Here is a 24,343-nt window from a genome sequence, read left to right on the forward strand (position 1 = left end):
ATGCGATTTTTTGGTAGCCAAAAGGCAAAACGCTACACAGAATGTTTCAAATGGCGTGGCGTCTCTTGCACAGGGGCCCGCCCGCACACCAAAAAACGGGATGGAAAATGGGTTTCTTCAGCCGACTGTTCAAGATGCGGGAGCAGGACCCGACCAGTCCAGACACCACCTGGGCCATGGAAGACAACGGCAGCGAACTCGTGCTGGACGCGGAGTACGCCACCATGCTCATGACCGAGATCGATATCGACGCGGCCATTTCCAGCCATGAGCGCTGGCGCCTGCAGCTGCAGGACATGATCAATGGCCGTTCCAACGAGGTCATGCGCCCCGAGCGCATCTGCCAGGACGACCGCTGCGACCTGGGCCGCTGGCTCAACGGCACGGGCCGCGTGCGGCTGGGCCACTACCCGGCCTTCGGCATGCTGGTGGCGCGCCACAAGTACTTCCACCAGCAGGCGGCCGCTGTGGTCACCCTGTTCCAGGCGGGGCAAAAGCCCCAGGCCGTGCAGTTGCTCAACAGCAGCTGCCGCCATGCGTCGAACCAGGTGCTGCTGCTGCTGAAAGAACTCAAGCGAGGCCTCGGCAGCAGCTGAACTGCGACGCCTTTCCGGCTCAGTAACTCCTGCCGCCCTTGTACATGGCGTGCTGGCGGCGTTGCAGCGTCCCGACCTCGCTCAAGCGGGCCATGGCAGCGCCCGCATGGGCGTGGGTGATGGCCATGCCCAGGCCGTCGGCGGCGTCGGTGCCGGGCAGGCCGGGCAGGCTCAGCAGGCGGCGCACCATTTCCTGCACCTGGGGCTTGGTCGCACGCCCATGGCCGACCACGGCCTTCTTCATCTGCAGCGCGGTGTACTCGGCCACGGGCAGGTTGCTGGCCACCAGCGCGGTGATGCAGGCACCGCGGGCCTGGCCCAGCAGCAGGGTGGACTGTGGGTTCACGTTGACGAAGACGATCTCGACCGAGGAAGTATCGGGTTGGTAGCGCGCCACCACCTCGGTGATGCCGTCGAACAGCATCTTCAGGCGCCCGGGCAGGTCGCCCAGGGCCAGCGTGGTCGTGCGGATGGTGCCGCTGGCCACGTAGCTCAGTCGGTGGCCGTCCATGTCCACCACGCCGAAGCCCGTGGTCTGCAGGCCCGGATCGATCCCCAGGATCCTCATAGCCCGAAGTACCAGCGCACCGAATGGAAGAACACCGGTGCCGCGAAGCACAGCGCGTCGACCCGGTCGAGCAGGCCACCGGCCCCCGTGACCGACATGCCCTGCATGCCCCAGCTGGTGATGCCGCGGTCGCGCTTGAGCGCCTTCATCACCAGGTGCCCGAGGCTGCCGGCCACGCAGGCCAGCAGGGCCATGCCCAGCGCCTGGCCGGGCTTGAAGGGGGTGATGAAGGTCAGCAGGCCACCCACCAGGCCCCCCACGGCCACGCCTGCGAGCCAGCTCACCCACTGGAAGCTCTGGCTCACCTGGGGCGCCACGGGCTTGTGCGGAAAGCGCCGGCCCAGCAGATGCTGCACCACCATGCAGGTCTGCACCACGAACACCAGGAAGAACACCAAGAAGGCGCCCTTGTCCTTGTAGCCCGGGAAGTCGAGCAGCAGCAGCGCCGGCACATGGCTCATGCCGTAGACGCAGACCATGATGCCCCACTGCAGCTTGGCGTTGCGCTCCAGGAAGCGCTGCGGGTCGTTAGCCAGCGCGCTCACCACGGGCAGCGCCAGGAACACGTAGACCGGGATGAACACCGTGAACAGGTCGAAATGCCGGCTGCCCACGATCCAGAACTGCAGCGGCAGCACCACGAAGAAGGCCAGCACCAGGCTGCGGTGGTCGCCCCGGCGCGTGGGCGAGAGCGTGATGAACTCGCGCAGCGCGAAAAAGCCCACGATGGCGAAGAGCACGGTGGCCACGGCGTCACCCAGCGCCCAGCCGATCCAGAACACGGTGGCCATGACCCAGGAGGTCTTGAGCAGGCCCCAGAAGCGCTTGGCCTCCAGGGCCTCGGCCTCGGCCTGCGGGTCGTCGCTGGACTGCTCGCGCAGCATGCGCGCGTAGGCCCAAATGGTGGTGATCGACAGGATGCCGAACACCACCAGGAACAGGGCACCAATCTGCTGGGTCGCGGTGAGATTGCGAAGAAAGTTGTTCATTTCACACTTCCCGCAAAGCGATGACCGCGCGGCGCGCGCGGTCCAGGAACGGCCGGCGCTCTTCGTCGGCGGCCAGCTCGATCGGCGCGCCGAAGGTCACCGAGCACAGGATGGGCACGGGCACGACTTCGCCCTTGGGCATCACGCGCTGCACGTTGTTGATCCAGGCCGGCACCAGCACCACCTGCGGGAACATCTGCGCCAGCTTGTACAGGCCGGACTTGAAGGGCTGGGGCTCCTCGCCATGGCCGCGCGTGCCCTCGGGAAAGATCACGATGGAGTCGCCGCTCTGCAGCGCCTTCACCAGCGGCGCGAGCGGGTCGTTCTCGGGCAGCGCCGCGCGCAGCTCCTCGGGGGTCGGCGGTCGGGGCGGTGCCTCGGGTGCCGGGTCCGGCCCGCCGGCGGCAGCGGTTTCCGCCTCGGGCAGGGCCGCGCCCACCGGTGCCGCCTCCACAGGCGCCGGGCGTGCCGGCGTGGCCTGGCGGTCCACATACACCGCATTGAACACGGCGGTGGTGATCCACTGGCGAAACGGTGTCTTGGTCCAGTAGTCCTTGGCGGCGATCGGGCGGGTGATGCTGCGCAATTCCTCGGGCAGGGCCGCCCAGATCAGCACCATGTCGGCATGGCTCTGGTGGTTGGCGAAGTAGATGCGCTGCTCCGCCTTGGGCGGGCAACCATACCAGCGGGCCTGGGAGCCGGTCAGGAACCGCACTATTCCCAGAAGGAGGAGACTCATCAACTTGGCAAGCATGGCGCGGATGATACGGGCGAACCCGCGCGCCCTTGGCGAGCCGGGCCACAGGCGGCGGTCGCCCGCCAGACTGCGGGGGCCGGCCACTGGACCCTGGCTGCGGCGCGACAGTATCATCCGGGCCCACGCTGCTCCATGAAAAAGCCCCAAGTCTTCACCGTCCACGATGTCGCCCGCATGGCCGGCGTGTCCGCCATGACGGTGTCACGCGCGCTGAACCATCCCGAGCGCGTGGCCCCCGCCACGCTGCTCAAGGTGCGCGAGGTGGTCAGCCAGACGGGCTTCGTTCCCAATGGCATGGCGGGTGGCCTGCGCTCCTCGCGTGCCCGGCTGGTGGCCGCAGTGTTGCCGACGCTGACGGGCCCGGTGTTCCAGGAAACCGTGCGCGCGCTGAACCAGGCGCTGGACGAGCGAGGCTACCAGCTGATGCTCGGCCAGAGCGGCTACGACGCCTCGCGCGAGGACGCGCTGCTCGACGCCATCATCCGGCGCCGGCCCGATGGCATCGTGCTGACCGGCATCATGCATTCGGTGGAAGGTCGGCGCCAGTTGCTGGCTGCGGGCATTCCGGTGGTCGAGACGTGGGACCTGACACCCACCCCCATCGACATGCTGGTGGGCTTCTCGCACGAGCGCATCGGCGAGTCGGTCTGCCATTTCCTGTACCAGCGCGGCTACCGCCAGCCCCTGCTGCTCGGTGCCAACGATGACCGGGCGCGCCTGCGCATGGGCGGGTTCCGGCGCGCGGCCCGGGAGCTGGGCCTGGCGGCCGAGGTGCCGGCGGTGCTGGTGCCGGCGCCCACCACGCTGGGGTCGGGGCGCAGCGGGCTGGTGGCGGCGCTGGCCGCCCACCCCGGGACCGATGCGGTGTTCTGCAGTTCGGACATGCTGGCCCTGGGGGTGCTGATCGAGGCCCAGGCGCGCGGCCTGTCGGTGCCCGGGCAACTGGCCGTCGTGGGCCTGGGCGACCTGGAGTTCGCCGCCAGCCTGCAGCCGGCATTGACCACGGTGCGCATCGACGGCACCCGCATCGGCCGCACGGCGGCGCAGTTCATCGACGACCGCGCGGAAGGCCGCACGGTCGACACGCCCATCGTCGACATCGGCTTCGAGATCGTCTCACGCGCCAGCGCCTGAACACGGCCTGCTAGGGCGTGTGGGCCGTCGTGCGGGTTTCGAGAAAGGCCTTGAGCTGGTCGGCCGCCAGGGGCCGGCTGAACAGATAGCCCTGGTAGGCGTGGCAGCCGTGTTCGGCCAGGAACTGCTGCTGGCTCTCGTTCTCCACCCCCTCGGCGATGACGTGCAGCCCCAGGCTCTGGGCCAGTGCCACGATGGTCCGCACGATGGCGGCATCGTTGGGGTCGCTCAGCAGGTCGCGCACGAAGGACTGGTCGATCTTGAGCTGGTCGAGCGGCAAGCGCTTGAGGTAGTAGAGCGACGAGTACCCGGTGCCGAAGTCGTCGAGCGAGAAGCAGACGCCGCGGCGCTTCAAGGCAGCCATCTTGGTGACCGTCTCCTCCATGTCGCTGACCAGCAGGCTTTCGGTGAGCTCGAGCTTGAGCCGGCGCGGGTTGGCGCCGGCCTTGTCGAGCACGGCCAGCACCTGGTCGACAAAGTCGGGGTGGCGGAACTGCAGCACGCTGACATTGACTGCGACGGTGAGCCCGGCGGTCTCCGGCCGGGCCGACCACGCGGCGATCTGTGCGCACGCGGCCTCCAGCACCCAGCGGCCCAGGGGCAGGATGCTGCCCGTCTCCTCGGCCAGCGGGATGAACACCGCCGGCGACACCATGCCGCGCTGCGGGTGCTTCCAGCGCAGCAGCGCCTCGACGCCCAGCATCTCGCCCTGGCTGTCCACCTGGGGCTGCCAGTGCAGCAGGAACTCGTTTTGTGCGAGCGCCTGGCGCAGGTCGCTTTCCAGCGCGGCGCGGGCCGTCATGGCCTGCTGCATGTCGGGGTCGAAGAAGCGCAGGGTGTTGCGGCCTGCGGTCTTGGCCTGGTACATGGCCAGGTCCGCGCGCTTGAGCAGCTCGCCCACCTCCTCGGTCTGGGCGAAGGGCGCTATGCCGATGCTGCAGGTGCCGCGGTGCTCGTAGCCCATCAGGTCGAACGGCTGGTTCAAGGCGTTCAGGACGTTCTCTGCAACCGTGCGGCCCTGCACGGCGGTCTCGCTCGCGCTCCCGCTGAGCTGCTCCAGCATCACGACGAACTCGTCGCCGCCCAGGCGTGCCACCGTGTCGGTCTCGCGCACGCAACCCTTCAGGCGCGTGGCGACCTGCTGCAGCAGCAGGTCGCCCTTGTCATGCCCGAGCGTGTCGTTCAAGGTCTTGAAGTTGTCCAGGTCGATGAACAGCAGGGCGCCCCCACGGCCGTTGCGTGCGCTCGCGACGAGCGCGTGCTGCAGCCGGTCGACCAGCCGGATGCGGTTGGGCAGGCCGGTCAGCGGGTCGAAGAACGCGAGCTTCTGTATCTGCAGCTCGGTCACCTTGCGCTGCGTGATGTCGGTGTTGATGGCCAGGATCGAGCGCGGCATGCCGTGCTCGTCGCGCACCAGCGTCCAGTGCGCCTCCACCGTGAGGGTGCTGCCATCCTTGCGGTGCTGGGTGAATTCACCGTTCCACTCCCCCAGGGCCAGCACGTTGCGGATCGCCTGCTGGTAGGCGTGGGCATCGTCGTAGAGCAGGTGCGAGATCGAGCGGCCGATGGCCTCCTGTGGCGTCCAGCCGTAGAGGCGCTGTGCGCTGCGGTTCCAGAACAGCACCCGGTCCTCCAGGCAGCGCACGATGATGGCGTCCTGGGCCTTGTCCAGCAGCGACGCCTGGTCGCGGATCTGCGCGTCGGCCTCCTGGCGCTCGATCTCGGCCGCCGCGCGCGTGGCGAAAATGTGCAGCGTGGACGCCATCATGGCATCGAGCTCGCGGCTGCTGTCGAACAGCAGGGCCATCGCGCCCAGCGGGCGGCCCGATGCGCTGTCCAGCCGGCGCCAGATGCAGGTGTGGGCCTGCAGCCCTGGCAGCAGCCGGGTCGCGAACTGCGCCACCACCGCCCCTTGCACGGTGCCGTGCGTCTCCCGCAGGGCCGGTGCCAGCGGCGATCCTTCCAGGGCGAAGTCGAAGTCGGCGACGGCCCGGTCCTGCGCCAGCGCCGCCAGCATATGGGCCTGCGGCGCCTGGGCCGGCCGGTTCTCTCCACCTGTGCGCAGGCGTGCCACGAAGCCTCCACAGGCCCCCAGCGTCTCGGTGCCGCTGCGCACCAGCTGCTCGAAGAAGGCCGCCCCCGTGCCGGCGGAGACCGCTGCCGCGACCTTCGCCACCGCGGCCTGCAGGGCCTGCTGGCGGGCCTGGGCACGCAGGCCTTCGATGCCGAACGCCAGGTCGTTGGCCAGGTCCTGCAGGAGCTTGGCCTCTTCGGCCCCGATCACCACCGGCTCCTTGGCGCACAGGCCCAGCAGGCCCAGCGCGCCACCGGCGCGGCCCAGGGGCAGGAAGGCCGCGCCCAGAAAGCCGTGCGCCAGCGCCATGCGCGCCCAGGGTTCAGGCGCTGGCAGGTGGGCCAGGTTCTCGGCCACCGCCAGTTGCCCGCTGGCCAGCGCCTGTTCGATGGTGCGGCGCAGGCCGGCCTGCGAGGGGTCGTCCCAGGCGCCTTCCAGGGTCGTGAGCAGGCCACTGCCGTCTCCGACCCGGGCGGCCAGTTGCAGGCTGCCGCCGCCGCGCAGCCACCCGGCCCAGGCCATGTCGTAGCCGCCGATCTCCACCGTGATGCGACAGACCTCCTCGATCAGGGCCTGCTCGGTGCCGGCCCGGATCTGCACCTCGTTGCAGGCGCTCAGCATGCGCTGGGCCCGGTTGGCGCGGGCCAGTTCGCGCTCGGCGCGCACGCGCAGGCTCACGTCGTTGGCGAGCACCAGGCGGGCGCGCCGGCCATTGAAATCGACCAGGTCGGCCGAGATCTCTGTGTCGATGACCGAGCCATCCTTGCGCCGATGGCGCCGCTTGATGCCGGTGACCTTTTGCACCTCCTCCGTGCTGCGCAGGGTCTTTTCCCACTCGGGGCTGTCCTCGGGCAGCCACAGGTCCCGCACGTCCATGGCGAGAAACTCCTGCTCGCTGTACCCGTAGTGCAGCACCGCCGCCTGGTTCACGGCCAGGATCTGGCGCGAGCGCAGGTCCGACACCCACATGGGAAAAGGGTTGTGGTCGAACAGCAGCCGGTATTGTTCCCCCGAGGCCCGCCATTGCGACGTGGTGCCATGCCGAGCGAGGGTGGCGCCCAGCGATTCCCCCAGGACCTGCAGGCCGGGCAGCGCCGGCTCGGTGAAGGCACCCCGCGGGCCGGACACCGCGCAGACCCAGCCGAGGACGTCGGCGGCGGCGGTGCGCAGCGGGGCCATCAGCAGGGACACCGGTGCGCCGGCCTGTGCGACATCGGTCCAGAGCAGGGCCGGGTGGCTGTGGTCGCCGGGGCTGGACCGGTCGGGGGCTGCGCCGGGCCAGGCCAGGGCATCGCCCACCGCCGCCGCGATCTCGCCGCTGACCGCACGGCAGTGAAAGTCGCCGCCGTCCTCGCGCAGGTAGATGGCGCAACCCGCAGCCTCGGTCAACGCGCGCGCCCAGCCGGCCATGCGGGCGAGGATTTCGCCGCGGGCCAGGCCAAAGTCCAGCGCCAGCATCTCCTGCTGCAGGCGCACGAGGCGGGCAAGGGCCGCGGCATCTTCGCTGGCAGGCCGCAAGGGGTCTTCGGGGAGCAGGCCCATGGTGTCCTCTTTACCTTGGATGGGGGGCGCGGGCGGCGGAGCAACGGTGCCCCTGCAGCCGTCCGGGCTGTCCCCACTCTACCGCGCCGGATGCCGGTGCCGGCCCGCGCATGGCAAAGAAGGCGCCACCCTGCGTGGCGCACCGCCTGAGATTCGAGAGGGTCATGTTTCTACCCACCGACCCGGCCTGGGTGCCGCTGCGGCTTGAAAAAAGGCTGCACGGATGGGGGTTGGCCGGTACAAGTGCGCTATTGGTTTGCATGGGCACTTGGGGTGAGAATGTAAGCAAATGAATCACCATTGAAAAGACAAGATTCTTCGGTGGGTGATCAATCAATTTGATCACCAACGGTGTTGCAGGGGCCGATACACAGGTACTGGAGTGGTATGGCGACCGATTCCCTGATCAAATTTAATCTTCGGCAGTTGGGCGTATTCCGCTGCGTGGCGGAGAGTGGCGGCATCCGTGCCGCCGCGCGCCGGCTGGGCCTGACCCAGCCCGCCGTCACGCACGCCATGCGCGAGCTCGAGCAGGGCCTCGGGGTCGATCTCTTCGTGCGCAGCGCCAAGGGGGTGCGCCTCACGCCGGCGGGTGAAGCCCTGCTGCTGCGGACCCAGCGCATCCTGCACGAGGCGCAAAGCGCCCAGGCGGAGCTCGAACAGATGGGCGGGGGCCAGGGCGGGCGGCTGCGCATCGCCCTGAGTGCCGCCGCCAGCAGCGTACTGCCGCAGGCCCTGGTCGATTTCCGGGCACTGCGCCCCGACGTGGTGCTGGAGCTGCGCGAGATGACCTGGCCCACCCGCCTGGACGGCTGGAAAGAGGGGGAGTACGACTTTGCCGTGCTCGTGCAGGCCGATGTGCCGCACCAGGACGCCCTGGAGCGGGAGCCCCTGTTCTCCATCCCCGCGGTGCTGGCGGTGCGCACCGGGCATCCGCTGGCCGGTGCGCGTTCCGTCACCGCGCTGGCACAGGCGCTGTGGCTGGCACCCGGCTATGGCATGGACGTGCTGGACCGGCTGTTCGCGCAGCAGCACACGCCGCCGCCGCGGGACATCATCTACTGCCACTCCGTGTCGATCGCCCTGTCGCTGCTGCGGGCCACCGATGCCGTCGGCGTGGTCTCCTCGCACCTGTTCCTGGACGAGGGCGCCAGCCGGGGGCTGGTGGCGCTCGGGGTCGCGGAGCCCCTTCCGGCGGCCCAGGTCTGCGTGGTGATCCGGGACCGCCAGGCCCTGACACCGGCCGCCCGGCTGTTCATCGACTGCCTGCGCCAGGCGGCTGCCAAGGCCTCGTGAGCGGCGCGCGCCGCCGGGCGGTATGCTTGGCGCATCGGCTTTCCACCCCACCTGCCCATGACCATGATTCCACGTCCCCTGGCCCTCGCGCTGCTGGTGCTCCTTGCCGGGCCAGCCGCGGCAGAGCCGATGCCGGGGCTGTGGGAGCGGCGCTTCACGGGTTTCCTGCCGGACCCCGTGTCGGGGGTGGAGAAACGCTGGGCCGAGCCTGCCGATACGCGCTGCCTGTCCGAAGCCGACCTGCGCAAGCTGCCGTTTCTCACGGCAGCGGCCAGCAAGGTGGCCCACGAGCGGGACGGCGGCAGTTGCACGGTGTCGGGCGAAGCACACCCCCGCGAAGCCGCTTCCTGGAGCCTGGTGTGCAAGGAGGCCGGCGGGCGTGCCGTGGAGACGCGGATGTCGGTCGAGATCTCGGACGCGCGGATCGTTTCTCAGTCCCGCAGGATCACACCGGACAACGTGCCCGGCGCGCAGGATGTGCGGGTCGAAGTCCGGATGACGCGCCTGGGCGATTGCGACGGCGGCACCGCGAAAAAACCCTGATGGCGCCCAGGCCTGGCGAAGCAGGGCGGGCGCCGCATACAACGCAGGGCTGTGGCGATAAAACACCATCCCCGCACGCCGCGCTTGAAAACACCAGCGCTCGCCCGTAGCATTCGCCCTCTTTCAAAAACCTCACCTCGCGAGACCGACATGCCCCGCACCCCTCGTTCCTGCTGAACGACACGCCACACGAAGCCCGCGGCCTCAAGCCCCGGGTTATGCCGCTCGTGTGGGCCTGCGGACAAGCCAGCCAGTATTTCCCTCGCCGCCATCGCGGCCGGATGCTGAGCCCGCTGCCTTGATCCTGCCATCTCCGGTCACCCGCTGACCGCCTGCGTCGTCTTCGGCCCCTGTCCCAGGCACCGTTGCCTGGTTCCCTGCCTGCCGGAGACTTCCATGACGCAACCCTCTTTGCACAACCGCGAACTCGCGAAATATCCCCGTACGCCCCATTTGCAGGGCTCCCGCTACCAGCCCGGCGACAAGGGCGACCCCGTGCCCTACGCCGAACTGCTGGGCAAGACCCTGGTGGTCGAGGAAAAGCTCGATGCCGCCAATGCCGGCCTGAGCTTCGACGCCGCGGGCCAACTGCTGCTGCAGTCGCGCGGCCACTACCTCGACGTGGACCGCCTGGGCGGCCGCGAGCGCCAGTTCAACCTGTTCAAGCAATGGGCCCGCGCGCAAGAGGGCCGGCTGCTCGGCGTGCTCGAAGACCGCTATGTGATGTACGGCGAGTTCATGCACGCCAAGCACTCGGTCTACTACGACGCGCTGCCGCACCTGTTCTGCGAGTTCGATGTCTGGGACCGTCAGGTAGAGGCCTTCCTCGACACGCCCGCCCGGCATGCCCTGCTGGCTGGCGTGCCCGTGGTGTCGGTGCCGGTGCTCTACACCGGGCGGGCCCCGCCGCGCATGCAGGCACTGCAGGCCCTGGTGGGGCCATCGCTGGCGCGCACTGGACAGTGGCGCGCCGCTTTCGAGGACGAGGTGGCGCGCCAGGGCCTGGATCGGGCCCTGTGCTGGCAGCAGACCGACCGGTCCGAGCTGGCCGAAGGCCTGTACATCAAGGTGGAGGAGGGTGGGCGGACCGTGGGGCGCTTCAAGCTCGTGCGGCCGGACTTCATCCAGACCATCCTTGATTCGCAGTCGCACCACAGCGAGCGCCCGGTGGTCCCCAACCGCCTGCGTGCGGGCGTGGACCTGTTCGGCCCCGAGGTCGACAAGCGCTGGCCCATGGCGGGCGGCGGACGCCTCTGAACCCCAACGGCGGGCATGGCCCGCCCAGGAGAATTGCATGACGATGTTTGAATGGAAAGACGTGCAGGGCCTGGTCCCTGCCGCAGGCGGTGCGCCCGATCTGGCCGCCTGCCTCGATGCCTTCCCGCAGCTGCGGCTGGCCGCCACCACGCCGCAGGACCCCGTGTTCCATGCGGAAGGGGATGTGTGGACCCACACGGCCATGGTGCTGCGCTGCCTGCTGGACAGTGCGGACTATGCCGCGCTCGCGCGGGCCGACCAGGAGGTGGTGTTCCTCGCTGCGCTGCTGCACGACGTGGCCAAGTGCTGCACTACCGTGGTGGACGAGGCCACAGGCCGCATTTCGCAGCCTGGCCACTCGCGCAAGGGCTCCATCGACGCACGCATCGCGCTGTGGGATGCGGGCGCGCCGCTGGCCGTGCGCGAGGCCATCTGCCGTCTGATCGCCGTGCACCAGGTGCCCTTCTTCGCGCTGGAGACCTCGCGCAAGGGCAGCTCGCCGGAGTTCACCGTGCGCCAGCTGTCCTGGCAGGTGGATCTGCACCTGCTGGCTCTGCTGGCCGAGGCGGACATGCGCGGGCGCATCTGCCCCGACCCGCAGCGCACGCTCGACGCCATCGAGCTGTTCCGTGAGCTGGCGCGCGAGGAGCGCTGCTACGGCCAGCCGCGCGCCTTTGCCGACGCGCACACGGCCCTGTGCTACTTTCGCGGGGCCAACGTGCACCCGGACTATGCGCTGCACCAGGAGCCGGGTTCGCGCGTGGTGGTGATGTGCGGCCTGCCGGCCTCGGGCAAGGACACCTGGGTCGCCGCCCACCACCCCCGGCTGCCTGTGGTGTCGTTCGACGACGCGCGCGCGCAGCTGGGGTTGCGCCACGGCAAGAACGAGGGCCTTGTGGCCCACCATGCGGTGGAGCAGGCCAAGGCCCTGCTGCGCACGCACGCGCCCTTCGTGTGGAACGCCACCCACCTGTCGGACCAGATGCGCGCCAAGACGCTGGACCTGTGCCTGGCCTACCATGCCGAAGTGGAGGTCGTGTACCTGGAGCAGCCGCGCGCCCAGTTGCTGGCGCGCAACCAGCGGCGTGACACCTCGCTGACCAACAAGCGCCTGCTGGAGATGCTGCTGCGCTGGGAGGTGCCTTTGCCCACCGAAGCGCACGCAGTGCATTACACCCAGATCCGGTAGACCCAGAACGCCTCCTCGCGCTGAATGCCGTCGTACAGCGCCTGCGGCGCATAGCCGGTGATGCGCCGCGTGACGCGGCACAGGTGCGACTGGTCCGAAAAGCCGGCGCCCGCGGCCACCTCGGCCCAGCGCACTGGGGACTCGGCCGCGTCCGCTGCGAGGGTGTCGAAGAAGGCCTGCTCGGCCTTGCCGAAGCCGCGCAGCTCGCGCAGCGGCAGGCCGGCCCAGCGCTTGATGCGCCGCTCCAGCTGGCGCAGGCTGCGGCCGGGCGCCGAGTGCGCGGCGCGCTGCGCCAGGTGCGTGGCCCAGTCGCCATAGCGCTGCGTGGCCGAGGCGGGGCCGGGCCTGCAGGCCTGCCAGCGCGGCAGCAAAAACCGCTCCAGGCAGTCCATGCGGGACGCATCGTCGGCCTGGTGCTGCACCGCCTCGCACATGGCCAGCCAGTCGCGCGGCAGCAGCGTGGCGGCGTCCACCGTGCGGTCGGTCAGGTCCTCGGGCGCCAGGCCGGTGAGCAGGTGCAGCGCATCGGGCATGAACATCACCATCATGGCGTGCGTGGGTTCGGCGCACCAACTGGTCGAGGGCCGGGTCTGCGGACCCGCCAGCACCCAGCGCCCCGCGAAGGGCTCGCGCGGACTGTGCAGGTCCGGCATGCTGCCGGCCCGCCCGGGCACCAGGCACTCGCTGCGGCCCGTGAACCACCAGCTCAGGCTGCACAGCGGCGTGGCGGGAAAACGGTTGATGCGCTGTGCATCGCTGAGCGCATGGCCCAGCGTGCTGCGCACGATGGTGCCGCGCACGCAGGCCGAGAGGCCGGCGTGCGGCAGCCAGAGCTGGCCCGAGGGGATCAGTCCGTCGGGCTGCCGCGCAGAAGGGGGTGCCAGGATGGCCATGGAGCCCGAGTGTAGGGGAGCCGTGGTGTCGCAATCGTTCAATACAGCGCGGTGCGGTGCGCACCACCATGCGGGCATGAACACGACCCTTGCCAACGACCTGGCGCATGCCGCCGCCCCACCCGTCCCGCAGCCATCGGGCCCCTCATCACGCTGGTGGGGCCTGCCGCTGCTGCGCGCCATGCGCGCCGACTACCTGGGCTTTGTCACGCGGCTGCAGCGCGAGCATGGCGACCTCACGCGCATGCGCCTGGTCAACGAGGACGCGTGGGATCTCATGTCCCCCGACCTCGTGCGCGAGGCCCTGGTCACCCATGCCGACCACCTGGTGCGCTGGGAACGTGGCATCGAGGTGTTCGCGCAGGTCTTCGGCCAGAGCGTGCTGGTGACCGAGGGCGGTACCTGGCAGCGGCAGCGCCGCATGCTGATGCCGGCCTTTGCGCCCAGGCGGGTGGCAGGCTATGCGCAGCTGATGACCGGCGCCGCGCAGGCCGCTCTGGACGCTGCCGTGCCGACCGGCCAGGCCGAGGCCCTGGTGGGCATGGACGGGCTGTGGTCGGGTGTGGCCATGGACGTGATTCTGCGCACCCTGTTCGGCGAGTCGGCCAAGGAGGACGCACGCGACGCCGCCTGGGCCACGCAGGCCCTGTCGGCCACGGCGTTCTCGGAGATGTTCATGCCCTTCACCCTGCCCGACTGGCTGCCCCTGCCCGGCAAGGCCGCCAAGCGCCGCGCGCTGCGCCTGCTGCGGGGGCTGGTGCAGCGCCACATCGATCGGCGCCAGGCGCAGCAGGGGCTGGCGGGCACGGCGGAGCGCACCGACCTGCTGCAGATGCTGCTGGCGCTGCGCGACGAGGCCACGGGCGAGGCCCTGTCGCCGCAGGAGGTGTTCGACCAGTGCATGGTCAGTTTCCAGGCCGGGCACGAGACCAGCGCCACCGCGCTGCTGTGGTGGAGCCGGCTGATGGCCGAACACCCCGGGGCTGCGCAGCGTGCACAGGCTGAAGTGGATGCCGTGCTGCAGGGCCATGTGCCGGGCCCGGAGCACCTGGCGCAACTGCCCTGGCTCTCGGCCACCCTGAAGGAAGCCATCCGCCTGTACCCGCCCGTCGCGGCGGTGATGAGCCGGCGCACCACGGCCCCCATCACGCTGGGCGGTGTGGCCGTGCCCCAGGGGGCCTTGCTGCGCATCACCCCCTGGGTGCTGCACCGCGATGCGCGCTGGTTCGCGCAGCCCGAGTGCTTCCTGCCCGATCGTTTCGTCGAGGGGGCTCCCGACATACCCCGCGGGGCTTGGATTCCTTTTGGCCTGGGTCCGCGCGTGTGCATCGGCCAGCACTTCGCGATGCTGGAGATGGTGCTGCTGGCCGCCATGCTGCTGCAGCGCTATGCCTTGCGGGTGCCCGAGGGGGCAGCGCCGCTGCGGCCGCAACTGCACGTGACCCTGCGGCCGGAGCAGCCGGTGCAGTTGCTGCTCAGCCGGCGCGCTTGAAGCTCACGGCAGCTCCGCGCTGTTCATGCGCGCCAATATCGTGCGCGTGCGCCCGGCCAGGTAGGCCGATCCCGGCGTTTTCTCGAAGCGCTTGGGCGCCGGCAGCATCACGGCCAGGCGGGCCGCCTCGCCCGGGGCCAGGCGGTTGGCGCTCTTGCGAAAGTAGTGCTGGGCCGCGGCCTCGGCGCCGAACACGCCTTCGCCCCACTCCACGCTGTTGAGGTAGATCTCCAGGATGCGTTCCTTGCTCAGCAGCTGCTCGAGCAGCAGCGTGAGCACGAACTCCTGGCCCTTGCGCAGCAGGGTGCGCTCGCCCGAGAGCAGCAGGTTCTTGGCCAGTTGCTGGGTGATGGTGGAGCCGCCGCGGATCTTGGGCGCGCGCTGGGGCCGGTCGGGCGCGCGGGTCTGGGCCTTGGCGGCCTGGGCTTCGGCCTTGGCGTTGCGCTCCCAGGCCTTCTCGATGGCGGCCCAGTCCACGCCATCGTGGTTCGCGAAGCCGTCGTCCTCGGAGGCGATCACGGCGCGCTTCAGGTGGTCCGATATTTCGCCATAGGACATCCACTGCTGGCGCCAGCGCACGTGGCCGTTGGCGGCCACCTGCACCCAGGCCTCGGAGCGCTGGAAGCTGGTGGATTCGGGATTCACCACCACCATGGCCGCGATGCGCAGCACGAAGAACAGCTGCAGCGCCAGGGCGGCGAACACCACCAGGCCCAGCCAGCGCAGCACGGCTTTCATGTGCGGGTTCTTTTCCTGGCCAGGGTTCAGTGCTGGGGCTGCAGCGCCAGTTGCGCCTGCAGTTCGGCCAGCACCTGGGCCGAGGGCGGGCGCACGCCGCGCCAGAAGGCGAAGGCCTCGGCCGCCTGTTCCACGAGCATGCCCAGGCCGTCGCGCGGCACCGCGCCTTGCGCGGCCGCCCAGTCGAGGAAGCCCTGGGCCGCGGGGCCGTACATCATGTCGTAGGCCAGGCTGCCCGGGCGCAGCACGCTGGCCGCCACGGGCACTGCATCGCCGGCCAGGCTGCTGGCCGTGGCATTGATGACCACGTCGAAGTCGCCGGGCACGGCAGCCAGCGTGCTGGCCGCGAGCTGCGCACCCAGCTCTTTGGCCAGGGCCTGGTGCGACTGCACCAGCGCCTGGGCCTTGGCCAGGGTGCGGTTGGCAATGGTGATGTGGCGTGCACCCGCTTGCAGCAGCGGTCCGAGCACGCCGGCTGCGGCGCCTCCGGCGCCCACCAGCAGCACGCTGGCACCCTGCAGGGCCACGCCGGCATTGCGCGTGATGTCGGCCACCAGGCCCAGGCCGTCGGTGTTGTCGCAGTGGATGCTGCCTTCCGGCCGGAAAGCGAGGGTATTGGCCGCACCCGCGAGCTGTACGCGCTCGCTGCAATGCGTGGCCAGCAGCGGCGCCTCGGTCTTGAACGGCACGGTGACATTGCAGCCGCGCCCGCCCTGGGCCGCGAAGTCGTGCACGCCCTCTGCAAAGCCATCGAGCGCCACCAGGCGCCGCTCGTAGACCAGGTGCTCACCGGTCAGCTCGGCAAAGCGCGCGTGGATGGCGGGCGAGCGGCTGTGCGCCACCGGGTTGCCCATCACGCAGTACAGATCGGTGGCTTGGCTCATCTCAAACAATGCAAGGGGTGGGGCGCTTCTGCCAGGGCGTCGCGCGGGATTCAGCGGACGGTGGTTTCCAGCGTCTGGTCGCGGGTGAAGCGAAAGCGCGCCACCATGGCGATCTGGTCGGCCTTGGCGCGCATCTCCGTATTGAAGCTGCCAAATGGGCCGGCAGCGCGGGCGATGGCCTCGGCGCGGCGGTCCAGCGTGGCATTGCCCGAACCCTGGACGATCTCGGTTTCGAGCACGCGGCCGTCGTGGTTCACGGTGACGATCATCGTCAGCTCGCCATAGAGCTTCCTGCCGGCCTGCTCGGGGAAGTTTTCGGTGCCCTTGTCCTCGACCTTGCGGCGCAGCGCGTCGTAGTAGATCGCATAGGCCTCTTCGCGCGTGGCAGGGCTGATGTAGCGCTTCTTGGGCCGCGAGTTCTCTTCGTTGATGCGCTTTTCGATCTCGGCCAGCAGCTTGACCAGTTGGCGGCGCTTCTCGTCCTGCGCCGACTGTTCGGCGCTCTGGCTGGGCTTGCGCGGGTCGGGTGGTGGCATGCTGGCTAGTTGCTTGCGCAGCTGCGTGAGCAGCTGGGTCTGCTGCTCCTGCATCGCATCCATCTTGCGCTGGGCTTCCTCGAAATCGTCCCCCATTGCGGTCAGTGCCGAGTAGGGCAGGGGGCTGGTGGCCCGGCCTTTTTCCGCATCGCCGCCGCCGGCCAGGTTGGACTGGGCGATGGCCTGGGCTTTCTCCGGCCGCTCGTTGGACTTGGCATTCACCAGGATGACTTCGAGAGGCGTGTCCTGGAACACGCGGTTGAAGCCCTCCGGGTCGATGAAGCGCACGGTGATGAGCGCCGCATGCACGGCGATCGATACGCCGAGCGCAAGCTGCAGCGTGCTGAAGGTGCGGAGGAAGGCAGGCAGTTTCACGGCGTCAGATTATCAGCGCTCGCGGGCGCTTCGGCTTCGTTCACATCCACCGCGATGGCGATCGGGCCGGCCACGGTGTCGTCATCCTCCTCCGCTGCCTCGTCGGCACCGGTCTCGGCAGTGTCGCTATCGAGGCGTTCCAGCACCGTGCCATGGATGTCGAGCGTGATCTCGTCGATCTCGCCAAGCTTCACGCGCAGGCGGGCCCCGCGCGGCAGGTTCTGGGCACCCAGCACCGGGAACACCAGCGGAATGTCGTCCGCCCGTACCAGGAAGCTGCCGCCCGGGCCTTCCTTGAAGACCGTGGCGGTCAGCTCGGTGAGGCCGTGCTGCTGCACGTACTTCAGGGTCCAGAAGCGTTCCATGCCGGCCTGGTAGCCGTTGTAGGCGCTGTAGGCCCCATCGAAGCTGCTGATGATGGAGAACAGGTCCGCATCCTTGGGCTTGAACGGCGCGGCCAGTGCCGCCGTCTTGCCGTGGCGCGCGCAGGCGATGATCTGCCACTGGTTGACCAGGTCGGTGTAGCGGCGCAGCGGCGAGGTCGCCCAGGAATAGCATTTCACGCCGATGCCGGCGTGGGGCAGCGCCTTGGTGCCCATGCGCACCTTCACGCCCGGGGCCATGCTGGCCTGGCTGCGGTAGATGCCGGGCACGCCGAGCTCGGCCATCCAGGCGCCCCAGGTGCTGTTGGCCACGATGGCAGCCTCGGCCACGATCAGGTCCAGCGGCGCGCCGCGCCGGCGCGTGGTGATCTGCACCTGCTCCGAGCCATTGGGCTCGCCGCGGTCGTTGCCCACCAGGCGGAAGTTGTAGTCCGGCCGGTTGAAGTTCTCGGGCTTGCCGCGCACCACCTCGCGCTGCGCCTTGAGGCTCTGGGCCAGGCGGAACAGGAAGGACAGCTCGCCGCGCCGCACGGCCAGCTCCGCGGGCGTGCCCTCCACCTGCACGCTGGGGTCGGTCAGCCAGGCCTCGGTCACGATGTGGTCGAGCTGGTCGTGGCGCAGGTTGGCTGCCACCGGCACGCGCTCCAGGCGGGTTTCGGTGGACAGGATCTCCAGCGTGGTCTCGTTGATGGTCACGTACAGCGACACGGCCGGGTTGGCGCGGCCTTCGTCCAGCGTGTAGATCTGCACGACCTCGTCGGGCAGCATGGTGATCTTGTAGCCCGGCATGTAGACCGTGGACAGGCGCGCGCGACCGACCTGGTCGATGGCGCTGCCCGGCTGCACGGCCAGGCCGGGCGCTGCGATGTGGATGCCCAGCACCACGGTGCCCGTGCCCAGGCCCTGGACCGAGAGCGCATCGTCGATTTCCGTGGTCTGCGAGTCATCGATCGAATAGGCCTGCACACTGGCCAGCGGCAGGTCGTCCGGTGGCTGGGGGGCCGCCAGGTTCGGGAAACCCGTGCCCTTGGGGAAGTTCTCGAACAGAAAGCGCTTCCAGTGGAACTGGTAGGCCGAGTCGATGGCACCGGCCTTTTGCAGCAGGTCCAGCGGGGCGGTGTGCGTGGCGCGGCTGGCCTCGACCACGGCCTTGTACTCGGGCGCGTTCTTGTCGGGCTTGAACAATATCTTGTAGAGCTGGTCGCGGATGGGCTGGGGGCATTCCCCCCGGCCCAGGGCCGCGGCCCATTCGTCGATCTGGGCCAGCACGGCCTTTTTCTTCTCGATGGCGGCCAGCGCCTGCTGCAGGATCTCGGCCGGCGCCTTCTTGAAGCGGCCCTTGCCCGCGCGGCGGAAGTAATGCGGCGCCTCGTACAGGCGGAACAGCGCACCGGCCTGCTGGACCAGCGTGGCGTTCTCGGAGAAATAGTCGCGCGCCAGGTCGGCAAAGCCGAAATCGTCCTCGGGCGCGAACTCCCAGGCCAGGTCCAGCTCGATGGTTTCGGCCACGGCCTGCGCCTGGGCCACCAGCTCGGCCGGGGCGGGTTTCTCGAACTTCAACAGGACGTTGGCGGCCTTGACCTTGACCCGCTTGCCCGAATCGAGCTCGACTTGGGCCGAGCTCTCGGCCTCGGACAGGATACGGCCGGCCATGAACTTGCCGGCTTCTTCAAACAATGCGTGCATGGACGGCATTGTCCCATGGGTGCCTGGGCGTCTCTTGCGGCGGTATCAGGACTTTGCCAGGCCCATGCAGTCCAGGGGGGTGGCAATGGCCGGAATGTTGGTGGCGTCCGGGCCCTGGGCGGTCATCTTGTCCGGTACCTTGGCCTTGCCGCAGACCCAGGCAATGGGCACCTGGGGGAAATCCGGCACGATGGCCGGCCGCAGGGTCAGGACCTTGCCCGCGATGGCCTTGTTGGCCTTGTTGCCATAGACGATGTTCACCGCCCCGCCGGCCACGGTGACCTTGGCCACGTTGGTGCTGACGATGCGGTCCTCGGGCGGCAGGCCGGCGGCGGCATTGTCGGCGGGCATGGTTTTCTTGAGCGCGTAGTGCACGGCCACGGCCTGCTTGACGAACTCCACCATGGCCTGGCCCTCCTTCACCTGGGTGCGCAGCACCCGGTCCTGGTACGAGGGCAGGGCCATCAGGGCCAGCACGGCGACGACGGCGACGACCATCATCATCTCGATCATCGTGAAGCCCCGCGGGTGAAGGGGGAGCGAAAAGGCTGTGTGCTGCGGGTGGGTCATGTCGGTGGTGCACGCCGGTGAGGGCGGGGCTGCAGGAGGCATCGATGGGGCTGAATATAAGGGCTGGCGTCCCGGCCCCTGGGCCCGCACTCGCCGTGTGGCCGGCGCGCCACGGGGCGGGGCTCTATGATTCGCGGCTTCCTTCACCGTGCAACCCGCCCCTCGCCCGCCTCCCCGATGCCGATCGCTGCCATTGCCGCACCGCTGACTTTGCTGGCAGTGGCCCTGCCCTTCCTGTTCTCCATCACCAGCCCTCCGTCCACCAATGTCTGGCCGCTGCTGGCCTCGTGGTCGTGCATCACGCTGCTGGCGGCGCTGGCATGGCTGCGCGCACTGCGCTCGCGCCGCCACCCGGACCTGCGCGTTGGCGGCACCACGGCAGCCACCTGGCTGGCACTGGGGCTGCTGCTGGCCGCGGTCGTGGGGGGCGTGATCTGCCTCGTGCAGTACTTCGGGGGCGATGTGGGTCTGGCGCCCTGGATCAATGCCTCCACCCCCGGCCAGGCGGTGGGCAACCTGCGCCAGCGCAACCAGCAGGCCACGCTGGTGGCGCTGGGGGCCTGGGCGCTGGCCTGGGCGGTGGCGCAGTGGCATGCCCGCGCACAAGGCGATGGGCGCCCCCGGGAGTTGCCGCTTCCCGAGAGCCTGGTGGGCCTGGCCTTCGGCATGGCATTGACCGTGCTGGCCCTGGCCAGCGCCGCCACCTCCTCGCGCACCGGCGCCGTGCAGTGGCTGGTCATCGTGGTGCTGCTGCTGTGGTGGCGCCGCTCGCTCGGTCGCATGGCGATCGCCGTGGCGCTGGGTGGGGTGGTGCTCTACATTGCGGCGGCCTGGCTGCTGCCGCTGGCGCTGCACAGCTTCAGCGGTGTTCAGGCCGAGGGCCTGTTCAACCGTTTCTCCGGGGATTCCCACCAGTGCACCAGCCGCCGCGTGCTCTGGTCCAACGTGCTCACCCTGATCGCGCAGAAGCCCTGGACGGGTTGGGGCTGGAACGAACTCGACTACGCGCACTACACCACCCTGTTCCCCGGCGAACGTTTTTGCGTGCTGCTGGACAATGCCCACAACCTGCCCCTGCACCTGGCCGTGGAGCTGGGCCTGCCGGCGGCCGTGCTGCTGTGCGGCGCGGCGCTGGCGTTCATCCTGCGGGCTCGGCCCTGGAGCGAGACCGACCCCGTGCGCCAGCTGGCCTGGGGCATCCTGGCCCTCATCGGCGCGCACAGCATGCTGGAGTTCCCGCTCTGGTACGGGCCCTTCCAGCTGGCGGCCCTGGGGGCCGTGGCGCTGCTGTGGCCGCGCCGCGGCGCGCCGCGGCCCCCCTCCGCGGCGGTACTGGGCGCAGCCGGCATCGCCCTGGTCGCCGGTGCCGTGCTCCTGGTCTGGGTGGCGAACGACTACCACCGCATCAGCCAGCTCTACAAGGTGCCCGACAAGCGCGATCCGGCCTACCGCGACATGGCGCCGGCCACGACGGCGCCGTCCCTGCTGTTCCAGGACCAGGTGGACTTCGCCCGCCTGCCCTCCATCGGGCTGACCCCGGCCACGGCGCAGGAGGTGTTCATGCTGTCCGGCCAGTTGCTGCACTACTCGCCCGAACCCCGCGTGATCGAGCGGCGCATCGACAGCGCGGTCATGCTCGGCCAGGACGCCGAGGCGGCGTACCAGCTGCGCCGCTACCGCATCGCCTACCCCAAGGACCATGCGCGCTGGCTGAACAAGGTGCCGCCGGCTTCGCGCGCCTCGGAATCACAGCCGCAGGAATGAGGCCACCCGGGGCAGGTGCACCTCGAAGCCGCTGAGCGCATGGTCGCCGCCTTCCAGCACCTCCTGCTGCGCGGCCGGGTAGCGCGCCACCATCTCGCGCCAGTCCAGCACCTCGTCGCCCTTGGCGATGATGGCCAGCTCGGGGCCTGCGGGCGGCTGGCCGCGCACGTCCAGTGCCTGCAGCTCGGTGATGTACTCGGGCAGGAAGAAGAAGCGCTCCGCCGGGTCGTGCCAGCTGGTCTGCTCTCCGATGTAGCGCGCCAGGTCGCGCGCCGGGTCCACGGCCGGGTTGAGCATGACGCTCGGGCAGGAGAGCTGCTGCGCCACCCAGCTGGCATAGAAGCCCCCCAGCGAGGACCCCACCACCGCACTCGATGCCCGGGGCCAGTGCGCCACCGTGCCGGCCACCAGGGCCATGGCCTCGCGGGGTGAAGGCGGCAGTTGCGGGCACCAGAAATGCACGCCGGGGTGCTCGGCCGCCACATGGGCAGCCATCTGCCGCGCCTTGGCCGATTGCGGGGAAGAGCGGAAACCGTGCAGGTACAGAAGGTGGGTGGTGCGGTTCATGGAGCGGGCGACCAGAAAAACGTAACAGGCTTTTGGGGCAGGGGAATCACTGCCTTGGCAGGCCTTGCACAGGCATAAGATGTTGCAAAGTGTATTTCGCAGCCTGCGGTACCACGCCCAGCACTGATTCTCCCGACCATGACCGATTTTGCGCCGCTTTCCCCCGCCCGCCGCTCCGCCTGGGTGGTCGGGGACCGGGTGCCTGCGCCCCAGGGGCGGTTCGAGCTGCAGCAGGTACTGGTGGCCAACGGGCAGTTCACCCAGTGGCGGGCGCTGGACCGGCGCGGCAAGCGCCCGGTCACCATCCGGCAGTGGGCGGTGGCACCGCCGCACGCCGCGGCGGAGCTCGAGCGCTGGCTGGAATCCGCCGAGCGTGCCACCCGTCTGAACCATGCCTTCATCGTGCCCGTGCTCGAGGCCGACGTCCTCTCGCGCCAGCCCTACATCGTGCACGAGCAGGCGCCGGGCCCCACGCTGGCCGAGCACCTGGCCCGCCAGGGTCGCTGCACGCCGCACGATGCCGTGGCGCTGGTGATCGATGTGCTTGACGCGCTGGAGGCCGCACACGGCTCGGACTTGGTGCACGGCCGGGTGGACCTGGAGCATGTCGCCATGGACCCGCAGCGCCACGCCCGGCTGCTGGGCCTTGGCTGGCACGCTCCGGCGTTCGGCGACGGACAGGCCGAGGCCAGCGTGGCCGGCGACGTGCGCTCGGCCGCCCAGGTGCTGGTGCACCTGCTGACCGGCAGCCCCTGGGTGGGGGCCGCGGGGGCGGGGCGCGCCCTGCCGATCGTGCTCGCCGATACCCTGGACGAAGGCCTGCGCACGCTGCTGCAGCGCGCCCTGGGCCAGGATGGCGCGGCCCCCTTCGCCGGCGCGAGCGAGCTGCGCGATGCCCTGCGCGCCTGGGCCGCGCCTGTGAGCGCACCGACGGCCGCCAGCAATGCCACGCTCGACTTCCTGCTGCGGCGCATGCGCCACAAGAGCGATTTCCCGGCCCTCTCCGACTCGGTGACGCGCATCCAGCGCGTGGCCCATTCGGAGGACGACAGCATCAGCGACCTCACGCACGAGATCCTCAAGGACGTGGCGCTGACCCACAAGCTGTTGCGCCTGGTCAACAGCGTGCACTATGCCCACGCGGGGCGCGGCACCATCAGCACGGTCTCGCGCGCAGTGAGCCTGGTGGGATTCAACGCCGTGCGCAACATGGCCATGAGCCTGGTGCTGCTCGACCACATGCAGGACAAGGCCCATGCCGAGCAGATGCGCGAAGAGTTCCTGCGCTCCATGATGGCCGGCTCGGTGGCGGCCGAGCTGTGCGGGCCGGGGCAGGGGGCCGAGGAGGCCTTCATCGGCGCCATGTTCCAGAACCTGGGGCGCATGCTGTGCAGCTTTTACTTCCCCGAAGAGGCGCAGCAGGTGCGCGACCTGGTGGCCGGCGGCCGGCTCGAGGGCGGGGAGGAAGCCGCTGCCATGCAGGTGCTGGGCCTGGGTTTCGAGGACCTGGGTACCGGGGTGGCCCGCGTCTGGGGTCTGCCCGAGAGCCTGCAGCGCTGCATGCGCAAGCCCCTGGGCTCGCCCACGGCGCGCCCGCCCGAGCAGGGCGTGGAGCGCCTGCGCTGGGTGGCGCTGGCCGCCAACGAGGTGGCCGACATCCTGTTGCACAGCGATCCGGCCCGGCTCGACGAGCGCCTGCAGGGCGTGGGCACCCGTTACAGCCGCACCCTGGCCCTGGCACCTGCGGCCATTGCCGAGGCCACGTTGCGCGCGCGCCACAAGCTGGTGTCGCTGGCCGAGACCCTGGAGTTGCGGGTGCCACCGGGCACGCCCGCCGCGCGCCTGCTGCAGCTGCCCCCGTCGAACGAGGACGGGGCCGCCGCCATGCCGGAAGACGCGCTGGCGCCCCATGAACTCGGCGCGGGAGAGGCGCCGCCACTGCCGGCGGTGCTGGCCTCGCAGGCAGGGGGCGCTGTCTCGGTGGCCCAGGTCAACGAGGTGCTGGCCGCGGGGGTGCAGGACGTGACCAATGCCATGGTGGACACCTTTGCGCTCAACGACGTGCTGCGCATGATCCTGGAGACCATGTTCCGGGCACTGGGTTTCCGGCGCATGGTGTTCTGCCTGCGTGATGCGCGCACCGAGGTGCTGGTGGGCCGCTTCGGCCTGGGTGAGGGCAGCGAGGCCGCCGTGCGCGCCATGCGGGTGCCGCTCAAGGTGCCGGGCGACCTGTTCGCGGCCGTCTGCCTGCGCGCGGCGGACACGCTGATCAATGATGCCACCGATCCGCGCATCAAGGCGCGCCTGCCCGAGTGGTACCGCACGGGGCTCAACGCACCGTCCTTCCTGCTGCTGCCGCTGCAGATGAAGGGCCAGACCTTCGCGCTGATCTATGCCGACCAGTCGGAGGCCGGTGGCATCGTGGTGGACGACAAGGCCCTGGGCTTGCTGCGCACCCTGCGCAACCAGGCCGTGATGGCCTTCCGCCAGGCAGGGTGAGGCGCATTCCC

The 24,343-nt window shown here is 69.8% G+C and carries 20 protein-coding genes; 9 read left to right on the forward strand and 11 right to left on the reverse strand.

Annotated features, from left to right (window positions below; genetic code table 11):
- Window positions 1–107: 107 nt before the first annotated feature.
- Window positions 108–596 carry a CZB domain-containing protein gene (locus AC07PA_RS11860; RefSeq protein WP_007859697.1) on the forward strand — a complete coding sequence of 163 codons (489 nt, stop codon included), beginning with the start codon at window positions 108–110 and terminating at the stop codon, window positions 594–596.
- A gap of 19 nt (window positions 597–615) precedes the next feature.
- On the opposite strand, the gene ruvC is transcribed toward AC07PA_RS11860, so the two are convergent.
- Genes ruvC through AC07PA_RS11875 form a run of 3 tightly spaced genes read right to left on the reverse strand, consistent with a single transcriptional unit; the run spans window position 616 to window position 2,907 of the window.
- Entirely contained in the window at window positions 616–1,164 is a 549-nt protein-coding gene (gene ruvC / locus AC07PA_RS11865) for a crossover junction endodeoxyribonuclease RuvC (protein WP_007859696.1), read from the reverse strand.
- Window positions 1,161–2,153 carry a phosphatidate cytidylyltransferase gene (locus AC07PA_RS11870; RefSeq protein ID WP_494605564.1) on the reverse strand — a complete coding sequence of 331 codons (993 nt, stop codon included), beginning with the start codon at window positions 2,151–2,153 and terminating at the stop codon, window positions 1,161–1,163. The genes ruvC and AC07PA_RS11870 overlap by 4 nt, the downstream gene beginning before the upstream one ends.
- Before the next feature lies 1 nt (window position 2,154).
- Entirely contained in the window at window positions 2,155–2,907 is a 753-nt protein-coding gene (locus AC07PA_RS11875; protein WP_035206063.1) for a lysophospholipid acyltransferase family protein, read from the reverse strand.
- 135 nt (window positions 2,908–3,042) lie between these two features.
- Here AC07PA_RS11875 and AC07PA_RS11880 point away from each other — a divergent pair, with 135 nt between their 5' ends.
- Window positions 3,043–4,044: a LacI family DNA-binding transcriptional regulator gene (locus AC07PA_RS11880; RefSeq protein ID WP_494605566.1), complete on the forward strand. Its 1,002-nt coding sequence runs from the start codon at window positions 3,043–3,045 to the stop codon at window positions 4,042–4,044.
- A gap of 10 nt (window positions 4,045–4,054) precedes the next feature.
- Here the strand turns inward: AC07PA_RS11880 and AC07PA_RS11885 are convergent, their stop codons facing one another.
- Window positions 4,055–7,660, reverse strand: a complete 3,606-nt coding sequence (locus tag AC07PA_RS11885; protein ID WP_494605569.1) for a sensor domain-containing protein — start codon at window positions 7,658–7,660, stop codon at window positions 4,055–4,057.
- 387 nt (window positions 7,661–8,047) lie between these two features.
- Between AC07PA_RS11885 and AC07PA_RS11890 the strand changes: the two genes are divergently transcribed.
- The 4 genes from AC07PA_RS11890 (at window position 8,048) to AC07PA_RS11905 (ending at window position 11,945) form a co-directional block, all read left to right on the forward strand.
- The gene (locus AC07PA_RS11890) at window positions 8,048–8,956 is read left to right on the forward strand and encodes a LysR family transcriptional regulator (RefSeq protein WP_494605571.1); all 909 of its coding nucleotides are present in this window, start codon (window positions 8,048–8,050) and stop codon (window positions 8,954–8,956) included.
- Window positions 8,957–9,013: 57 nt separating this feature from the next.
- Window positions 9,014–9,499 (forward strand): DUF3617 domain-containing protein, encoded by a 486-nt coding sequence (locus AC07PA_RS11895; protein ID WP_494605573.1) that lies wholly within the window; start codon window positions 9,014–9,016, stop codon window positions 9,497–9,499.
- A 396-nt stretch (window positions 9,500–9,895) separates the two neighbouring features.
- Complete coding sequence (locus AC07PA_RS11900; protein ID WP_494605575.1) at window positions 9,896–10,756, forward strand: RNA ligase family protein; 861 nt, start codon at window positions 9,896–9,898, stop codon at window positions 10,754–10,756.
- Between the two features lie 37 nt (window positions 10,757–10,793).
- Window positions 10,794–11,945 (forward strand): AAA family ATPase, encoded by a 1,152-nt coding sequence (locus AC07PA_RS11905; protein ID WP_494605577.1) that lies wholly within the window; start codon window positions 10,794–10,796, stop codon window positions 11,943–11,945.
- Here the strand turns inward: AC07PA_RS11905 and AC07PA_RS11910 are convergent.
- Complete coding sequence (locus AC07PA_RS11910; protein ID WP_494605579.1) at window positions 11,927–12,838, reverse strand: AraC family transcriptional regulator; 912 nt, start codon at window positions 12,836–12,838, stop codon at window positions 11,927–11,929. The genes AC07PA_RS11905 and AC07PA_RS11910 overlap by 19 nt on opposite strands.
- Window positions 12,839–12,914: 76 nt before the next feature.
- Here AC07PA_RS11910 and AC07PA_RS11915 point away from each other — a divergent pair, with 76 nt between their 5' ends.
- The gene (locus AC07PA_RS11915) at window positions 12,915–14,330 is read left to right on the forward strand and encodes a cytochrome P450 (protein WP_494605581.1); all 1,416 of its coding nucleotides are present in this window, start codon (window positions 12,915–12,917) and stop codon (window positions 14,328–14,330) included.
- Between the two features lie 3 nt (window positions 14,331–14,333).
- On the opposite strand, the gene mtgA is transcribed toward AC07PA_RS11915, so the two are convergent.
- From mtgA to AC07PA_RS11940, 5 genes are read right to left on the reverse strand one after another with little or no spacing between them, the layout of a single operon-like run.
- Window positions 14,334–15,068, reverse strand: a complete 735-nt coding sequence (gene mtgA / locus AC07PA_RS11920) for a monofunctional biosynthetic peptidoglycan transglycosylase (RefSeq protein ID WP_494605583.1) — start codon at window positions 15,066–15,068, stop codon at window positions 14,334–14,336.
- A gap of 26 nt (window positions 15,069–15,094) precedes the next feature.
- On the reverse strand, window positions 15,095–15,952 hold the full coding sequence (gene aroE / locus AC07PA_RS11925) for a shikimate dehydrogenase (protein WP_494605585.1): 858 nt from the start codon (window positions 15,950–15,952) through the stop codon (window positions 15,095–15,097).
- 50 nt (window positions 15,953–16,002) lie between these two features.
- A complete protein-coding gene (locus AC07PA_RS11930; RefSeq protein WP_007854157.1) occupies window positions 16,003–16,863 on the reverse strand; it encodes an energy transducer TonB in 861 nt (286 codons plus the stop codon).
- Window positions 16,860–18,932, reverse strand: a complete 2,073-nt coding sequence (locus AC07PA_RS11935) for a ribonuclease catalytic domain-containing protein (protein WP_494605587.1) — start codon at window positions 18,930–18,932, stop codon at window positions 16,860–16,862. Before AC07PA_RS11935 ends, AC07PA_RS11930 begins: the two co-directional genes overlap by 4 nt.
- A 45-nt stretch (window positions 18,933–18,977) precedes the next feature.
- Window positions 18,978–19,544, reverse strand: a complete 567-nt coding sequence (locus AC07PA_RS11940) for a pilin (RefSeq protein WP_108016302.1) — start codon at window positions 19,542–19,544, stop codon at window positions 18,978–18,980.
- A 135-nt stretch (window positions 19,545–19,679) separates the two neighbouring features.
- On the opposite strand from AC07PA_RS11940, the gene AC07PA_RS11945 reads away from it, so the two are divergent.
- On the forward strand, window positions 19,680–21,266 hold the full coding sequence (locus AC07PA_RS11945) for a PglL family O-oligosaccharyltransferase (RefSeq protein WP_494605589.1): 1,587 nt from the start codon (window positions 19,680–19,682) through the stop codon (window positions 21,264–21,266).
- On the opposite strand, the gene AC07PA_RS11950 is transcribed toward AC07PA_RS11945, so the two are convergent.
- Window positions 21,249–21,833, reverse strand: coding sequence for a YqiA/YcfP family alpha/beta fold hydrolase (locus AC07PA_RS11950; RefSeq protein WP_494605591.1), 585 nt, complete (start codon window positions 21,831–21,833; stop codon window positions 21,249–21,251). The genes AC07PA_RS11945 and AC07PA_RS11950 overlap by 18 nt on opposite strands.
- Before the next feature lie 138 nt (window positions 21,834–21,971).
- Between AC07PA_RS11950 and AC07PA_RS11955 the strand changes: the two genes are divergently transcribed.
- Entirely contained in the window at window positions 21,972–24,332 is a 2,361-nt protein-coding gene (locus AC07PA_RS11955; protein ID WP_494605593.1) for an HDOD domain-containing protein, read from the forward strand.
- Window positions 24,333–24,343: the final 11 nt, after the last annotated feature.

The sequence above is a fragment of the Acidovorax sp. GW821-FHT09B03 genome (assembly GCF_059418305.1).

Excerpts from the sequence above, each read along its gene's own strand:
- AC07PA_RS11955 (WP_494605593.1), top strand. The coding sequence starts at position 21,972 with ATGACCGATTTTGCGCCGCTTTCCCCCGCCCGCCGCTCCGCCTGGGTG.
- AC07PA_RS11890 (WP_494605571.1), top strand. The coding sequence starts at position 8,048 with ATGGCGACCGATTCCCTGATCAAATTTAATCTTCGGCAGTTGGGCGTA.
- AC07PA_RS11885 (WP_494605569.1), bottom strand. The coding sequence starts at position 7,660 with ATGGGCCTGCTCCCCGAAGACCCCTTGCGGCCTGCCAGCGAAGATGCC.
- ruvC (WP_007859696.1), bottom strand. The coding sequence starts at position 1,164 with ATGAGGATCCTGGGGATCGATCCGGGCCTGCAGACCACGGGCTTCGGC.
- AC07PA_RS11905 (WP_494605577.1), top strand. The coding sequence starts at position 10,794 with ATGACGATGTTTGAATGGAAAGACGTGCAGGGCCTGGTCCCTGCCGCA.
- AC07PA_RS11860 (WP_007859697.1), top strand. The coding sequence starts at position 108 with ATGGGTTTCTTCAGCCGACTGTTCAAGATGCGGGAGCAGGACCCGACC.
- AC07PA_RS11915 (WP_494605581.1), top strand. The coding sequence starts at position 12,915 with ATGAACACGACCCTTGCCAACGACCTGGCGCATGCCGCCGCCCCACCC.
- aroE (WP_494605585.1), bottom strand. The coding sequence starts at position 15,952 with ATGAGCCAAGCCACCGATCTGTACTGCGTGATGGGCAACCCGGTGGCG.
- AC07PA_RS11875 (WP_035206063.1), bottom strand. The coding sequence starts at position 2,907 with ATGCTTGCCAAGTTGATGAGTCTCCTCCTTCTGGGAATAGTGCGGTTC.
- AC07PA_RS11935 (WP_494605587.1), bottom strand. The coding sequence starts at position 18,932 with ATGCACGCATTGTTTGAAGAAGCCGGCAAGTTCATGGCCGGCCGTATC.
- AC07PA_RS11910 (WP_494605579.1), bottom strand. The coding sequence starts at position 12,838 with ATGGCCATCCTGGCACCCCCTTCTGCGCGGCAGCCCGACGGACTGATC.
- AC07PA_RS11895 (WP_494605573.1), top strand. The coding sequence starts at position 9,014 with ATGACCATGATTCCACGTCCCCTGGCCCTCGCGCTGCTGGTGCTCCTT.
- AC07PA_RS11945 (WP_494605589.1), top strand. The coding sequence starts at position 19,680 with ATGCCGATCGCTGCCATTGCCGCACCGCTGACTTTGCTGGCAGTGGCC.
- AC07PA_RS11950 (WP_494605591.1), bottom strand. The coding sequence starts at position 21,833 with ATGAACCGCACCACCCACCTTCTGTACCTGCACGGTTTCCGCTCTTCC.
- AC07PA_RS11870 (WP_494605564.1), bottom strand. The coding sequence starts at position 2,153 with ATGAACAACTTTCTTCGCAATCTCACCGCGACCCAGCAGATTGGTGCC.
- AC07PA_RS11880 (WP_494605566.1), top strand. The coding sequence starts at position 3,043 with ATGAAAAAGCCCCAAGTCTTCACCGTCCACGATGTCGCCCGCATGGCC.
- AC07PA_RS11900 (WP_494605575.1), top strand. The coding sequence starts at position 9,896 with ATGACGCAACCCTCTTTGCACAACCGCGAACTCGCGAAATATCCCCGT.
- mtgA (WP_494605583.1), bottom strand. The coding sequence starts at position 15,068 with ATGAAAGCCGTGCTGCGCTGGCTGGGCCTGGTGGTGTTCGCCGCCCTG.
- AC07PA_RS11940 (WP_108016302.1), bottom strand. The coding sequence starts at position 19,544 with ATGCCTCCTGCAGCCCCGCCCTCACCGGCGTGCACCACCGACATGACC.